16 protein-coding genes and 3 pseudogenes are annotated in these 13,833 nt (G+C 59.6%); 10 read left to right on the forward strand and 9 right to left on the reverse strand.

The genetic code is table 11. The features are described from left to right. The first annotated feature begins 302 nt into the window (after positions 1–302). Positions 303–1,136, forward strand: a complete 834-nt coding sequence (locus tag RBB80_RS17600; protein ID WP_433963792.1) for an EAL domain-containing protein — start codon at positions 303–305, stop codon at positions 1,134–1,136. A gap of 202 nt (positions 1,137–1,338) precedes the next feature. Here the strand turns inward: RBB80_RS17600 and RBB80_RS17605 are convergent. After that, positions 1,339–2,131 (reverse strand): annotated as a pseudogene (locus RBB80_RS17605) (TIGR00282 family metallophosphoesterase). A gap of 42 nt (positions 2,132–2,173) precedes the next feature. On the opposite strand from RBB80_RS17605, the gene RBB80_RS17610 reads away from it, so the two are divergent. Together RBB80_RS17610 and RBB80_RS17615 are read left to right on the forward strand one after the other, a co-directional pair. Further along, the gene (locus tag RBB80_RS17610; RefSeq protein WP_433963793.1) at positions 2,174–2,380 is read left to right on the forward strand and encodes a hypothetical protein; all 207 of its coding nucleotides are present in this window, start codon (positions 2,174–2,176) and stop codon (positions 2,378–2,380) included. Continuing rightward, positions 2,356–2,598: an Rrf2 family transcriptional regulator gene (locus RBB80_RS17615; RefSeq protein WP_433963794.1), complete on the forward strand. Its 243-nt coding sequence runs from the start codon at positions 2,356–2,358 to the stop codon at positions 2,596–2,598. The genes RBB80_RS17610 and RBB80_RS17615 overlap by 25 nt, the downstream gene beginning before the upstream one ends. A 59-nt stretch (positions 2,599–2,657) precedes the next feature. On the opposite strand, the gene RBB80_RS17620 is transcribed toward RBB80_RS17615, so the two are convergent. The 8 genes and pseudogenes from RBB80_RS17620 to RBB80_RS17655 form a co-directional block, all read right to left on the reverse strand. Further along, positions 2,658–3,389, reverse strand: coding sequence for an MFS transporter (locus RBB80_RS17620; protein ID WP_433963795.1), 732 nt, complete (start codon positions 3,387–3,389; stop codon positions 2,658–2,660). A gap of 11 nt (positions 3,390–3,400) precedes the next feature. Then, a pseudogene (locus RBB80_RS17625) lies at positions 3,401–3,979 on the reverse strand (MFS transporter); the annotation flags it as partial. 208 nt (positions 3,980–4,187) lie between these two features. After that, entirely contained in the window at positions 4,188–4,886 is a 699-nt protein-coding gene (locus RBB80_RS17630) for a hypothetical protein (RefSeq protein ID WP_433963796.1), read from the reverse strand. 182 nt (positions 4,887–5,068) lie between these two features. Then, the gene (locus RBB80_RS17635; protein ID WP_433963797.1) at positions 5,069–5,623 is read right to left on the reverse strand and encodes a PHP domain-containing protein; all 555 of its coding nucleotides are present in this window, start codon (positions 5,621–5,623) and stop codon (positions 5,069–5,071) included. Between the two features lie 410 nt (positions 5,624–6,033). Further along, positions 6,034–6,333, reverse strand: a pseudogene (locus tag RBB80_RS17640) (DNA polymerase III); the annotation flags it as partial. A 215-nt stretch (positions 6,334–6,548) separates the two neighbouring features. Beyond that, entirely contained in the window at positions 6,549–7,133 is a 585-nt protein-coding gene (locus RBB80_RS17645; protein ID WP_433963798.1) for a helix-hairpin-helix domain-containing protein, read from the reverse strand. A gap of 132 nt (positions 7,134–7,265) precedes the next feature. Further along, positions 7,266–7,505, reverse strand: a complete 240-nt coding sequence (locus RBB80_RS17650; RefSeq protein WP_433969729.1) for a cold shock domain-containing protein — start codon at positions 7,503–7,505, stop codon at positions 7,266–7,268. Positions 7,506–7,815: 310 nt separating this feature from the next. Next, complete coding sequence (locus RBB80_RS17655; RefSeq protein WP_433963799.1) at positions 7,816–8,187, reverse strand: NUDIX hydrolase; 372 nt, start codon at positions 8,185–8,187, stop codon at positions 7,816–7,818. A 65-nt stretch (positions 8,188–8,252) separates the two neighbouring features. Here RBB80_RS17655 and RBB80_RS17660 point away from each other — a divergent pair, with 65 nt between their 5' ends. From RBB80_RS17660 to RBB80_RS17690, 7 genes are all read left to right on the forward strand, one after another. Then, on the forward strand, positions 8,253–8,495 hold the full coding sequence (locus RBB80_RS17660; protein ID WP_433963800.1) for a hypothetical protein: 243 nt from the start codon (positions 8,253–8,255) through the stop codon (positions 8,493–8,495). A gap of 89 nt (positions 8,496–8,584) precedes the next feature. Next, complete coding sequence (locus RBB80_RS17665) at positions 8,585–8,743, forward strand: hypothetical protein (RefSeq protein WP_433963801.1); 159 nt, start codon at positions 8,585–8,587, stop codon at positions 8,741–8,743. Further along, complete coding sequence (gene bshC, locus RBB80_RS17670) at positions 8,740–10,212, forward strand: bacillithiol biosynthesis cysteine-adding enzyme BshC (protein WP_433963802.1); 1,473 nt, start codon at positions 8,740–8,742, stop codon at positions 10,210–10,212. The genes RBB80_RS17665 and bshC overlap by 4 nt, the downstream gene beginning before the upstream one ends. A gap of 250 nt (positions 10,213–10,462) precedes the next feature. After that, positions 10,463–10,720 carry a hypothetical protein gene (locus RBB80_RS17675; RefSeq protein ID WP_433963803.1) on the forward strand — a complete coding sequence of 86 codons (258 nt, stop codon included), beginning with the start codon at positions 10,463–10,465 and terminating at the stop codon, positions 10,718–10,720. A 146-nt stretch (positions 10,721–10,866) separates the two neighbouring features. Then, positions 10,867–11,238 (forward strand): hypothetical protein, encoded by a 372-nt coding sequence (locus RBB80_RS17680; RefSeq protein ID WP_433963804.1) that lies wholly within the window; start codon positions 10,867–10,869, stop codon positions 11,236–11,238. Positions 11,239–11,511: 273 nt separating this feature from the next. Further along, positions 11,512–11,835: a hypothetical protein gene (locus RBB80_RS17685; RefSeq protein WP_433963805.1), complete on the forward strand. Its 324-nt coding sequence runs from the start codon at positions 11,512–11,514 to the stop codon at positions 11,833–11,835. 92 nt (positions 11,836–11,927) lie between these two features. Next, the gene (locus RBB80_RS17690; protein ID WP_433963806.1) at positions 11,928–13,751 is read left to right on the forward strand and encodes an ABC-F family ATP-binding cassette domain-containing protein; all 1,824 of its coding nucleotides are present in this window, start codon (positions 11,928–11,930) and stop codon (positions 13,749–13,751) included. Positions 13,752–13,833 lie beyond the last annotated feature (82 nt).

Consider the following 13,833-nt stretch of genomic DNA (forward strand, 5'->3'; position numbering starts at 1 on the left):
TTTTCGGGCTGCTCTTTTTCCGCTGTGGATTGGGGTTGGGGAATTCATCGGTGATATCAAATTGCCGCCGAAAGAGCCACTTTTGGAGTGGGAATTAAAGAAAGGCTACATCCGAGCCGATGTTTTCTTCGTTAGCTCAATTACAACTTGCCGGATTGTAGGGGAGAACACCCCGACATGGCCCGTTTGGCGAGTGGAAGCAAAGGAAATGTTTGTCTCTCCCAGACTGATTGCGCTGTGTGAAGTAAGGGGGCCCTGTAATGTTTGATTCGACGCGGAGCGGTTACAGATCGAAGCATCGGATGCGAAGGACTTTTCCTGAGTTTCAGATTGTCTTGCAGCCGATCGTGGACTTAGAGACCGAGACGGTCTATGCGTATGAGGCACTGTGCCGCGGGCCGCATGGAGAGAACTACTCCGAGCTGGTAAAGGACTTTGAGCCTTCTGAGATTCCTGCATTCGACAAGCTTGCGATGGCGAGGTCGTTGCGTCTGGCTGCAGCGATGCGGTTGGAGGAGAGCGGCGTTAAACTTGCCATCAACCTTGGGCCTTTGATGGAGCTGCGCGGCAAGGACGCTTACTACGTGGTTCGGCTGGCGAAGCACTATGGACTGCGAACAGAGTCTCTGGTGCTGGAGTTGTCAGAGGGTGTGCGGCTGGATGGCAACGAACTGGCACGGATCGTCGATCTGCATCGCAAGGCTGGGGTGGTGATTGCGATTGATGACTTCGGGGCGGGGTATGCGGGGCTGAGTGTGTTGGCGCGATGCGCTCCGGATGTGGTGAAGATCGATCGGGAGCTGATCAAGGGGATCGCGTCGAACCGCGCGAAGAAGACGATCGTCGAGGCATTCAGCAAGGTGTGCCGTAAGCTTCGGGTGAAGCTGATCGCCGAGGGTGTCGAGACGGTGGAGGAGTACCTGACGCTGCGAGGGTTCGGGATCCGTTACATGCAGGGATTTCTGTTTGCGCGTCCGGCAGGGTGCGAGATTCCGCAGGTGCGATATCCGCGGAGTGAGCCGAAGCATTTTCCCGGATCACGCGGACGGAGCTGGAGTGGTTTCGCAATGCGATCAGGCAGTGATGGCAGGGCTATTCGCCTAAGAAGCGGTCCAGAAATTCAAGAGATTCTGTAACAGTTATCCGGCTTGTGACCTGATTTCGGAGAAAACAAGCAACTGCAAAAGGCGAAATGCGGGGGTCTTGACGGATACCGCTGTATGAATCGGTTCGCTGCAACTGAGAGCTGTGGCCGCAATCCACTGCGCCGTGCGATAAGACCGCACGGCTCCGGTCGAGATGACGATCTATAAAGTTTCTGTGCAGGTACGAAGAAAGCTACTCGCCGAGCATGATGCGCTGGATGTGCTGGGCGCGGCCGGTGGCTCCGTCGCATTGGATGAGGGCGGCGCACATTTTGGGGTTGCCCTTGGCGGGTTCGAACTTGCCGGGCATGCCGGTTAGGAAGCGGGCGAGGACTAACTCTTTTTCTACGCCGATGACGGAGTCGTACGGGCCGGACATGCCTACGTCGGTTTGATAGGCGGTGCCGTTGGGGAGGACGCGCTCGTCGGCGGTGGGGATGTGGGTGTGGGTGCCGAGGAGAGCGGTGATGCGGCCGTCGAGGTACCAGCCGAGAGCTACTTTTTCTGAGGTGGCTTCGCCGTGGAGGTCGAGGAGGATGACCTTGGCGGTGATCTTGCTGAGGAGTTCGTCGGCTTTGCGGAAGGGGTCGTCGCAGGAGGACATGAAGACGCGGCACTGGAGGTTCATGACGGCGTAGGCCTGGCCGGTGGGGAGCTCGCCCTGGTAGACGCCGAAGCCGGGGTGCCGACGGCGTAGTTGGCGGGGCGGAGGACGCGGCGGCCACGGACGTGGGAGTCGGCGGGGACGGTCATGTACTCGAAGATCTCGCGTTTGTCCCAGATGTGGTTGCCGGTGGTGATGACGTGGGCCCCGAGGTCGAAGAGCTCTTCTGCGATGGAGGGGTGATGCCGAAGCCGCCGGCGGCGTTTTCTCCGTTGATGACGAGGAGGTCGACTTCGTTGGTTTCGAGGACGTGGGGCAGGTGTTCGCGGACGATGTGGCGGCCGGCGGAGCCGAAGACGTCGCCGACAAAAAGGATGTTCACTGAAGAAGTTTACATGGTGGCTGGGTGGAGAAATCTTCGAGGATGAGGGATGATTCGGCGAATCTTCGGCTGGGTGTGGTAGCTTTTTGCATGGCACAGAGTGGGCGGTTTCAGTTAAGCGTGCGAATTTTGGCGGTGCTGGCGAGTGAGCCGGGGGCAATGCATACCTCGTCGGCGATTGCGGAAGAGCTGAAGGAGAGCGCCGTGATGGTGCGAAGAGCCTTTTGCTGCTGCATAAGGCGGGGCTGATCGAGCAGAAGAAGGGGCCGCATGGCGGGGCGAAGCTGAAGGTTGCGGCCAAGCAGATCGGGCTTGGGGATGTGTTCGAGGCTTCGGCGGGAGACTGGTTGAGCATCGAGGATAAGGCCGTGAGCGCGTGGATCAAGAAGGTGCGCGGGGACGCTGTGGCTGCGATGAATGAGCACACGCTGTCTGGAGTGGTGAAGCGGATGAAGAAGACGAAGTAGATTTTTCGATCTTTTGGAGAGAGCCTCGGTGTGAGCCGGGGCTTTTCTGCGTTTGTTGGTTATATGTCCTGAACACTGAGGGTGCGGGGATCGGTGACTCGCTGCATGAGGGCGGCTGCGATGAGCATGCAGAGGCCACCTGCAAGGATGGCGTAGATGCGGTTGTTGTGGAGGAAGTGGGTCATGATCCAGCCGAAGAAGAGCGAGGCCAGGATTTCGGGCGTGACGACGAAGAAGTTGAAGATGCCCATGTAGACGCCGGTGCGCTCGGGCGGCAGGGTGGCGGCGAGCATCGCGTAGGGCATGGAGAGTGTGCTGGCCCAGGCGATGCCTACGCCGAGCATGGTGAAGAGGAGCATGTACTTGTTGTGCATGACGACGACGGAGATGAGGCCGATGGCTCCGCACAGCAGGCAGGCGGTGTGGGTCTTCTTTCTTCCGATCTTTCTGGCGAGAAAAGGCAGGGTGAAGGAGAAGACGAAGCAGACGGCGGAGTAGGCGGCGAAGCAGATGCCTCCCCACTCGATGCCTTCTTTGTAGAGGGGTGAGGTGGGGTCGTTGGCGCCGAAGACGTTGTGGGCGACTGCGACGGGGAAGTAGAGCCACATGCAGAAGAGGCCGAGCCAGGTGAAGAGCTGGACGGGGCCAAGCCTGCGCATGGTCTCCGGAGTGTGGGCGATTGCGGAGAGGATCTCCTTTGCGCCGGCGAGGAGGCCGGTTTTTCTTTTTTGGCTCGGCGAAATGCTTCCATGTTCTCGGGAGGATATTCGGGCGTGGTGAAGATGGTCCATAGGACCGCGCCGAGATAGGCCACTGCGCCGATGTAGAACGAGATGCGGACGGTGGTGGGGACGGCGCGGGTGTCGCCGACAACCTGGGTCATGTGGAAGACGTTGGTGAGGAGCCAGGGGAGTGCGGACGCGATGACGGCGCCGAGGCCGATGAAGAGGCTCTGCATGGCGAAGCCGCGAGTGCGCTGGCCTTCGGGAAGGATGTCTGCGACGAAGGCACGAAATGGCTCCATGCTGACGTTGATGGAGGCATCGAGGATCCAGAGCATGCCGGCGGCCATCCAGAGGCTGGAGCAGTTGGGCATGAAGAGGAGCATGAGGGAGCTGAGGATGGCTCCGACGAGAAAGTAGGGGCGGCGGCGGCCGAGTGGGCCCCAGGTGTGGTCGCTGGCGTTGCCGATGATGGGTTGGATGAGCAGGCCGGTGAGTGGGGCGGCGAGCCACAGGATGGGGATCTGATCGGCGCGGGCTCCGAGGTACTCGTAGATGGCACTCATGTTGGCCATCTGGAGGCCCCATCCGAACTGAATGCCGAGGAAGCCGAAGCTCATATTCCAGATCTGCCAGAAGCTGCGCTCGGGCTTTCGCATGGAGATTCTCGCAGGTTCTTCGAGATGAACCGCAGCGAGAGATGGGTTGTGAGTCTGCTGGGTGGGAGCAGCCGGATGAGACGAGATGTTCGGGCGCGGGCTCACAGCGGGGAAGCATAGCAGCCGCAGGGCTGGAGAAGCTATGCGTTTAATTGCGAGGCTTCGGAGGAGTTGCTTTGGGCGTGGTTGGGAGGATCTGTTGTGCGGGCTATTCGTTGCGGATGTCGAGTGAGCCCATGCCTACGTTGATCTCGAGGGAGCCGGCGCCGGTGCCTGCGTACTCTTTGGTGGTGGTGAAGTGGCCGTCTGAGCCGCCGGGGCGGTGGTCGTGGAGGGTGCCCAAGCCTACGTTGACTTCCATTTTGGAGTAGCTTTTGTCTTTGTTGAGAACGAGCTGCATGTGGCCCATGCCCAGGTTGATCTCGCGGTGGCCAGAGCTGCCGGTGGCGTTGAAGTCGAGGTCACCGTAGCCTAGGTTGATCTCGTTGTCGGAGTTCAAGCCCATGGGGAGGGTGACGGTTACGGTTGCGTGGGCTGCCTTCGGGAACTTGAGCTGGATGACGCCGTTGTCGGGCTGGATGCGGAAGGTTTGCACGTAGTTGGCGACAGTGTAGCTGCCGGATTGGGTGTTGAGATTGACGGTGAGCTTGATCTCCCTGGTGTCGGGCCGAACGTTCACGCGCAGGTCGGCGCGGCAGATGTGGAGCTTCAGTCGGCCGCTGGGGGCGAAGGGGCGGGCGAATTCGAGGTGGTGTGGCTGAAGGGTGTCGGAGGGCGCGCTGGTGTAGTCGTGCGTGGTGATGGGCTTGTCGAACTCGCCGCAGTCCATGGAGTCGGATTGCGCGGCGCGGGCGCAGAGCGTTGTGGCGGCCATAAAGGCGAAGACGAAGAGGAATGATTTACGCACGCGGCTCTCCTGTGGTGTTAGTGGTGGTACGTGGCTGGTGGTTCGGTGGTTCCTTGATTTGAAGTGAGGGAAGGCAACCGCAGATTCCTCCGCTGCGCTGCGGAATGACAAACAAGAGAGCAGGCAACTGCAACTGCAACTGCAAGGCAACTGGAACGGCTCCACTTCGTTGTTCTGTGGAACTAAGGTTTGGGGCGGAGGTTTTGGAGGAGGGCCTCGGCGGTGGGTTGGGTGTTGAGGATGTCGGCGGGGGTGAGCCAGGCGCGGCGGAGCTGGGTGATGCCGTAGCGCATCTGGTCGAGCTCCTCGGTGGCGTGGGCGTCGGTGTTGATGACGATCTTGCAGCCGTGTTTTTTGGCGAGGCGAAGGTGGAGGTCGCTTAGGTCGGCGCGGGCTGGGCTGGCGTTGTGTTCGACGGCTACGCCTTTTTGTGCGGCGGATTTTAAGATGGTGTCGATGTTGATGGCGTAGGGTTCGCGGCCGAGGACCTTGCGGCCTGTGGGGTGGCCGAGGATGCGGACGTGTGGGTTTTCGAGGGCGCGGAGGACGCGTGCGGTCATCTCCTCGGCGGGCTGATTGAAGTGGGAGTGGACGCTGGCTACGACAATGTCCATCTGGGCGAGGGTGGCGTCGTCGAGGTCGAGGGTGCCGTCGGCGAGGATGTCGACTTCGATGCCGGGGAGGATGCGGAAGGTGAGATTTGTGCCGGGGGCGGCGAAATGCGGGGGTCTCTCCACTTCGCTGCGCTCCGGTCGAGATGACGAAGTTTTGGATGGGTCGGAGGGTGCGACAGCGTGTCTCTCCACTTCGGTGTGCTCCGGTCGAGACGACAGAGTTTTTGGGAGGTCAGAGGGCTTTCGTGCTCGGGTTGAGACGATGGGCTTTTGGGGGTGGTTGAAGAGTTTTCTTGCTGCGGTCGAGACGACATGTCTTTGAGAAGAGAGAAGAGATCCTTCAGGGTTGACTTTGAGGGAGGTGTGTCACGCTGAAGGGCCTCGGAGAGTTCGAGGAGGTCCTGCTGAAGTTCTTCGTCGACTTCGCGGATGCGTTTTATGTGGGCGAGGGCGCGAGTGTCGTCGAGGCCGTTGGTCATGGCGAGGTTTTTGCTGTGGTCGGTGATGGCGATGTAGGAGAGGCCGCGGGCGAGGGCGGCTTCGGCCATCTGGCGGATGGTGTCGCGGCCGTCTGTGGCCTCGGTGTGCATGTGGAGGTCGCCGCGGATGTCGGCTCGTGTGATGAGTTGAGGGAGGGTGTGGTTTGCGGCGGCCTCGAGTTCGCCGCCGTTCTCGCGGAGCTCGGGTGGGATGTAGTCGAGGTCGAGTGCGTTGTAGATGTCGGCTTCGGAGGCTGCGGCTACGATGACGTTGTCTTCCAGGCGAAGGAGCGCGTACTCGCTGAGGGTGAGGCCGCGTTTGATGGCGCGCTGACGGAGAGCTACGTTGTGCATCTTGCTGCCGGTGAAGTATTGGAGGGCGGCTCCGTAGCTGGCGCGGGGGAGGAGGCGGACGTCGACCTGAAGGTTGTTGCGAAGGGTGAAGGAGACTTTGTTCTGGCCTTTGGCGATGAGCTTGTCGATGAGGGGAAGGGATGCGACGTGTTCGACGGCTGCGCTGACGACGTCGGGTTCGCAGGCGGGGCCAGTGGCAAGGAGGTCGAGGTCGCCTACGGTCTCGCGGCCGCGGCGGAGGGAGCCTGCGGGGATGATCTCGTCGATGCCGGGGAAGGCTCGGATGAGATTGATGATGGTGTCGGCGTGTTGCTGGGCCTTGTCGATGCGGAAGCGGCTGGAGTTTTTGCGGTGGTCTTCGATTCCCTTGAGCAGCTTGGTGACGAACTTTTCGCCCATGCGGGGAGCTTGGTGAGATGGCCGGCTTTGGCGGCGGCTTCGAGGCCGTCGATGTCGCAGACCTGGCAGGCGGACCAGACGAGGGCTACGGTTTTCGGGCCCATGCCGGGGAGGCGAAGGAGATCGAGCATGGTGGGTTTGTATTTTTGCAGGAGCTCTTCGCGGAGGGGCATGGTGCCGGTGGTGAGCAGAAAGACTATGTTGGCGGCCATGCCTTTGCCGATGCCGGGGATGGCGAGGAGCGCTTTGGGGTCGTCGGCGAGGGTGGAGAGCTGAGTGGTTTGCTGCTCGACGGCCTCGGCTGCGCGGCGGTAGGAGCGTATGCGGAAGGGGTCGGCTGAGTCGATCTCGAGGAGGGAGGCGGTTTCGTCGAGGAGGCGGGCGATCGAGATATTGTCCATGGGAAGGCTTCAGAGGCGAGTGCGGCCACTGATGTCAGTATGCAACAGATGTGAGAGATAAAGCCTTGCAGGGGCCGAGCAGGGCTGATCGTACGAGCCGCTGCGCCGACCGTAGAGGATCGAACCTCTGTCTTACTGAGTCTGAGACTGTGCCTGAGTTGCTTCTTTGAGACGAGCCACCTGATCGGCCTGTGGTCCTTTTGTGCCCTGGATGATGTCGAACTCCACTTCATCTCCTTCTTTAAGGCTCTTGTACCCCTCGCGTTGGATGGAGCTGTAATGGACGAAGACATCGGCCCCGCCATCGCGGCCCAGGAAACCGTAGCCTTTTGCGTTGTTGAACCATTTGACCGTACCCTTATATTGAGCCACTTGAGATGCTCCCTTTGTGCGTCCTAACATTGATGGTGTACCGGGAAGTGAAAGCGTTTCAACGGCACCGCCATTGCTAAGGTCTGACGCAAACAGCTTCTTGGGAGTTTTCTGCAAGCCGTGATCTGCGGCCTGTTTTTTTGCGATAACCAAAGGAGTGGTTACGAACGTGCTGCGCCGTCACGATGCCCTGCGATGGTGGCTGAACGAGGCTTCAACCTGGGGAATGGCGCGAAGATTCGCAGCCCCCGGGGTGCTGTGTCGAGTAGGAGCTTGAGTTCGATTAAATAATTTGTAGCGGATTTCGATGCTAGAGGCGGCCGGACCGGCGGGCGGAGTCGTAGAGCATGAGACCGATGAGGGTTTTGCCGTCGTGGATCTTGTTGGCCGCGATGAGGGCGAGGGCTTCGGAGAGTGGGAGGCGGAAGACCTCGATGTTTTCGTCGGGTTCCGGGGCGGCGGCGCCCTCGCGGATGTCGCGGGCGAGATAAATCTGCATCCATTCGCCGAGGAAGCCGGGGCTGGCGAAGTATTTGTTGAGGAGGGTCCAGCGCTTGGCGCGATAGCCGGTCTCTTCGATCATCTCGCGTTTGGCTGCGGCCAGGGTTGCTTCCTTGGCGTCGACGCGTCCGGCGGGCAACTCGATGAGGAACTGGCCGGCAGCGTGGCGAAACTGTCGCACGAGGATGACGTCGGGGTCGGCGGGGTTTTGGACTCGTCTATGGCGAGAACGACCACGGAGCCGTTGTGACGGATGACATCGCGGGTGTGGACGAAGCCGCTGGGTTCTTCGACCTTGTCGGTGAAGACGGAGAAGACTTTGCCATTGTAGGAGAGTTTGGAGGAGATGAGCTTTGGTTTGGCAAACTTCGAAGCTGGTTTGATGGTGGTTGCGGCTGGTGGTTTCGGGGCCTGTGTCTGGAGGGCGCTGGGCTTGGTGGACTTCTTTCTTTGTACGGACATGAGGCTAAAGTATCATCCTGCATCTAGACTTGGGTGACGGGCATCAAACGGGATGCGCAGAAAATTGTTGTGGGACTGTGTGTTGCCGCAGTGTATGAGGTTGAGGATAGGTCTGCATGAGCGTTGAGTGTTATCCGATCACGGTGTTGCCGCATGTGTCGCAGATTTATCGCGACTATCTTGCGATGGCGGAGAGCGCCGGCGATTCCGCGGTTCGGCGGTGGTATGGGGCTGAGCCGTTTACAGGAAGTGGATCGGGAATGGTCTGCCGGTGAAGGATGCCGGGGTGCTGGCGGATTTGTTGGAGAAGCAGGCGGTGGAGTTTGGCGCGGGGGATGCCGCGAAGGCGAACATTGCGAAGCTGCGCGCGGGTGCGCGGGCGGTGGTGACGGGGCAGCAGGTGGTGCTGTTCGGTGGGCCGCTGTTGACGATTCTGAAGGCGGCTACGGCAGTGGCGCGGGCGAAAGAAGCTACGAAGGCTACGGGTGTCGAGCATGTGCCGGTGTTCTGGATGGCGACCGAGGATCATGATCTGGAAGAGGTGGACCAGGTTTCGCTGTTGACGAAGAGTTCGGTGGAGACGCTGCGCGCTGGGATAAAAGTGACGAAGGCTGTGCCGGTGGGTGGGGTGGTGGTTCCTGGGCCTGGGTTGGAGGCGGTGCTGGAGCGGGCCAGCGAACTGCTGGAGTTCGCTCCGGTGAGTGAGTGGCTGCGGGAGTGTTATAGGCCTGAAGGCGGGAGGCAGCCTACGCTGGCGTTGGCGTTTGGACGGCTGATCGCGAGGATCTTCTCAGAGCAGGGGCTGGTGGTGATGGATGCGGCCTCGCGGGCGTTTCATGCATTGGGCACCGGCACGCTGCGATATGCGATTGAACATGCAGAGGAGTTGCAGGATGCTTTGATTGCTCGGGGTGAAGAGTTGGTGGAGCGTGGGTATCATGCGCAGGTGCTGGTGGCCGAGGGTGGCTCGATGTTGTTTCTGCTGGATGAGGCGACGGGAGAGCGGGTGGCTCTGCGGCGCAGTGCAGAGGGGCAGTGGAAGGCCGGAGGGCGAAGTTATTCGACGACGGAGTTGATTGCGATTCTGGAGGCGGCACCTGAGAGGCTGAGCCCGAATGCGCTGCTGCGGCCGGTGTTTCAGGATACGGTGTTGCCGACTGCGGCTTATGTGGGTGGGCCGGCGGAGATTGCTTACTTTGCGCAGAGTGCGGTTTTGTATGAGGCGATATTGGGACGGATTACGCCGGTGCTGCCGCGGTTGAGCGCGACCCTGCTGGAGCCGGCGATTGCTGCGGTGATGGATAAGGATGAGGTGCAGCTGCCGGATGCGATGACCACGGCGGAGACGCTGGCGCAGAGGCTGGGGGCGCGGGCGATGCCGATTGAGGGGAAGCGCAAGTTAGCTGCGGTGGGGAATGCGGTGGAGACGGAGTTGAGCGCGCTGACCGAGTATCTCGGTGGGATGGATGAGTCGCTGGGACGGTCCGCGGAGGTTTCGGGGTCGAAGATGCTGTACCAGATGAATCGACTGCGGAGGATGGCGGCTACGTTTGAGCTGCAGAAGGAGGCGAGTCTGCGGAAGCATGCGGAGGCGGTTGTGCTGAATGTGTTTCCGGGTGAGCATCCGCAGGAACGCGTGGTGGCGGGGGTCTGGTTTATGGCGCGGTATGGGGATGGGCTGGTGGAGAAGCTGGTTGGGGTGGCAGGGAACCAGTGTCCGGGGCATGTGGTGGTACGGCTATAGGGCTCCGGCCGAAGCTGATCAGATGCAAAAACTCAGATGCAAGAGCGAAATACGGGGTCTCTCCGCTGCGCGACCCACGATGAGACCGTGCGTCGCTTCGGTCGAGATGACGATTTTTGGGGCGAGATAAAAGTGTGTCGTGCGTTGCTTATGCGACAACCTTTGCTGGCGGTTTTAGAATGGGTGGGTGAGGTGTTGCGATGGGTTTGAGCGATCAGCCGTTTGAGGTGATGTGTCCGGATTGTGGGGGATGCTGAAGGTGGATCCGGTGACGCGGTCGGTGATTGCGCATACGTCTGCTCCGAAGAAGAAGATGTTCGAGGACTTTGGCGAGGCGGCGAAGGCGTTGCGCGAGGCGGATGCGCGGAGGGATTCGATCTTTCAGCAGAGTGTGGATGCGCAGAAGAACAAAGATGATGTGATGGCGAAGAAGTTTGCCGAGGCGGTAAAGAAGGCGAAGGAGACTCCGCTGACGGATCGGCCACTGAGGGATTTCGATCTGGATTAGTTGATTTTGTGATGCTGATTCAGGTCAAAAGACTCCGGGCAATATAAGGACATCGATATTGCTTTGGTCTGTATAACTTTCGACGATCCAAGCTATACTGCCGCAGGAAGTTGGACGTTTTCTGCTCAGGTAACTGGAGAGTTTTCTTGATCGAAAAGTTTGGAGTTTCTGTTCTTTTCTGCACTATTTGGTTGAGCACAGGGTGCCGTAGTCAAAGCACTCCCATTGTCCCCCTCAACAAGTCGCCGAATGCGACGGCAAGCAGCACCATACCGCGAGTTTTCTCCGTGGTAGGAGGCAGTTCGTCGTGGCTTTATCTCAAGACTGCGGGAGCAGGCACGATTCATCGCCTCACGGATCGCAAAAGCGGTTGGGAGACCGATGGGGTACTTTCCCTAATGGAGATGCTGTCGCGTATGCGTTGGCGGAAGGACCCGAAGCAAAGTCAGAGGTTTGGTTGTCGAGAGTCGATGGCAGCCATGCCCATCGCGTATCAAATCCTGAAGAAGATGCTGTGATGCCAGCGTTTTTGCCCAGATGGCCAAACCTTGCTTTACGTAAAATCTCGCTTCAACGGGCATTACTCTCCGATCGCTCGTCCGCGACGGCACAAATTCGACGTGGTTAAGGTCTTGGTCAGTGCAGATGGCCCGATCGGTGGTGTTGCGCCGGAGGAGTTGACTCAGCAGGAGTTTTTCGACCTTCGCTCGCTATCTGTTTCTACTGATGGAGAAAGATTTCTCGTGAGTACGACAGGATACCCGATAGGATCACTAATCGAAGAGTTCGATATGGCCAAGCCTCACCAAACCAAAGGGATATTTCAACCTCATGTGCCCTCTGAGCCATCAAGCGGTCCTTCCTTCGGGGAGGCTGCCTACGTGCACGACGGGATGGACATCGTCTTCACTGCGGCGACAGAAGGCAAAGGTGGAATGTTCGACTACAACGTTTATCAAATGAGTGATGTGACGGGTGCGGAAATCGTCGCACTTACCCATCAGACCGGAATGATCGATGAGATGAGCGTGGGGCGAGATGGCACTATCTTCATCTCAGGCGGCGGACACCACTATTCGCTGAATCCTCAGTCGAGGGCGATCGAACAAGACTGAACTCTCCAGTTAGTCAAAGCGAGGCTCGCAAGCCGTGACGATTCGCCCTAGCTCGATTAGGAAGCATCTGGCAGAGACGGTAGACTGAAGAAATGCCACCAATCTTAAATGCGCAGGGTTTGACTAAGGCCTTTGGCGCTACGCCTTTGTTTCGTGAGATCAGTTTTACCGTGAGTGATGGGGATCGTATTGGGTTGATTGGACCCAATGGAGCGGGGAAGTCTACGCTGCTGAAGGTGCTGGCGGGTGATGAAGACGCTGATGCCGGGGATGTAGCGGTGCGGAAGCGGGCGCGGGTGGGATATGTAGCGCAGGAGTCGGTGTTTGCGCCGGGGGTGACGGTGCGCGAGGTGCTGGAGGCTGCGCTGGTGCGGGCGAAGGTTTCCGAAGGGGAGCATGAGGGACGGCTGCGGGAGACTTCGGGGCGGACCGGTTTTCCGGATTTGACGGCGGAGGCGGCGCGGCTGAGCGGCGGGTGGAGGAAGCGGCTGGCGATTGCGGAGGCGGTGGTGACCCACCCGGATGTGCTGCTGCTGGATGAGCCGACGAACCATCTGGATTTAGCCGGGATTGCGTGGCTGGAGGAGCTGCTGAATGAGGGTAGTTTTGCTTGTGTGCTTATCAGCCATGATCGTTATTTTCTTGAGAATGTTGCGACAGAGATAGTGGAACTGAACCGCGTGTATGCCGAAGGGCTGCTGCGTGTGAAGGGGACTTACTCGAAGTTTATCGAGGGCAAGCAGGCGTATATGGAGGCGCAGAGCAAGCTGCAGGATGCGCTGAAGAATCGCGTGAAGATTGAGGTGGACTGGTTGCGGCGCGGTCCGAAGGCGAGGAGTACGAAGGCGAAGGCGCGGATCGATAATGCGCAGGATCTGATTGGGCAGTTGAAGGAGGTCAACTCGCGGGTGCAGACGTCGAGCGCGGGGATTGATTTTTCGGCGACCGATCGGCAGACGAAGCGGCTGGTGGAGTTGGAGGATGTTTCGGTTGTGCTGGGTGATCGGAAGATTGTGGAGGGGCTTAATTTTCTGGTGACCTCGGGGATGCGCGTGGGATTGGTGGGACCGAATGGTAGCGGGAAGACTACTCTGCTGCGGTTGTTGACTGGAGAGTTGGAGCCTTCGAAGGGGACGATCAAGAAGGCGGCTTCACTGAAGATTGTTTACTTCAGCCAGATGCGCGAGTTGGAGGAGGGCGTGACGCTGCGACGGGCGCTGGCTCCGGATTCTGACTCGGTGGTGTACCAGGGCAGGGTGGTGCATGTGGCTAGTTATGCTACCAAGTTTCTCTTCACCAGCGAACAACTTAATCAGCCTGTCGAGAGGCTGAGTGGAGGCGAGCGGGCGCGGGTGTTGATTGCGAAGTTGATGCTGGAGCCTGCGGATCTGTTGCTGCTCGATGAGCCGACGAACGATCTGGATATTGCGACGCTCGAGATTCTGGAGGAGAGCTTGCTGGAGTACACGGGCGCGCTGGTATTAGTGACCCATGATCGTTACATGTTGGATCGGGTGTCGACGATTGTGTTGGGGCTGGATGGGCGGGGTGGGTCGGAGATGTTTGCGGACTACTCGCAGTGGGAGCAGTGGCGGGGTGTGAAGGTGGAGGAGGCGATTGCTCCGGGGGCTGCGGGGGTTGCGGTTTCGCCTGCTGCTTCTGCGGCGGTTTCGAATGGAACGTCCGGTGGGAAGAAGAAGCTTTCGTATCTGGAGGCTCGCGAGTATGCGGGGATTGAGGCTGCGGTGGAGTCGGCGGAGGATCGGCTGCAGAAGGCTCGGGAGATGATAGAAGATCCGGCGGTGGCGGTGGATGCGAAGCGGTTGACGGCGGCGCTTGCGGAGATGGAGGCGGCGCAGGAGGCTGCAGATGGGCTGTATGCTCGGTGGGCTGAGTTGACCGAGAAGGTTGGGTAGATTCTTCGCTGCTGGGGATATGTTTGGGTGGCTGAAGAGAGCGGTCGGGCTTTCGCCCGATGCCCACATCTCAAAATCGAGA

Origin of the sequence: Tunturiibacter gelidiferens, from assembly GCF_051013345.1 — a bacterium.
Classification (GTDB): Bacteria; Acidobacteriota; Terriglobia; order Terriglobales; family Acidobacteriaceae; genus Edaphobacter; species Edaphobacter gelidiferens_A.

Bases quoted from the DNA above. Each gene is read 5' to 3' on its own strand.
- RBB80_RS17600 (WP_433963792.1), top strand. From the start codon at position 303: ATGCGAAGGACTTTTCCTGAGTTTCAGATTGTCTTGCAGCCGATCGTG.
- RBB80_RS17610 (WP_433963793.1), top strand. From the start codon at position 2,174: ATGAGGGATGATTCGGCGAATCTTCGGCTGGGTGTGGTAGCTTTTTGC.
- RBB80_RS17620 (WP_433963795.1), bottom strand. From the start codon at position 3,389: ATGGACCATCTTCACCACGCCCGAATATCCTCCCGAGAACATGGAAGC.
- RBB80_RS17645 (WP_433963798.1), bottom strand. From the start codon at position 7,133: ATGGACAATATCTCGATCGCCCGCCTCCTCGACGAAACCGCCTCCCTC.
- RBB80_RS17665 (WP_433963801.1), top strand. From the start codon at position 8,585: ATGAGCGTTGAGTGTTATCCGATCACGGTGTTGCCGCATGTGTCGCAG.
- RBB80_RS17675 (WP_433963803.1), top strand. From the start codon at position 10,463: ATGCTGAAGGTGGATCCGGTGACGCGGTCGGTGATTGCGCATACGTCT.
- RBB80_RS17685 (WP_433963805.1), top strand. From the start codon at position 11,512: ATGGCCAAGCCTCACCAAACCAAAGGGATATTTCAACCTCATGTGCCC.
- RBB80_RS17690 (WP_433963806.1), top strand. From the start codon at position 11,928: ATGCCACCAATCTTAAATGCGCAGGGTTTGACTAAGGCCTTTGGCGCT.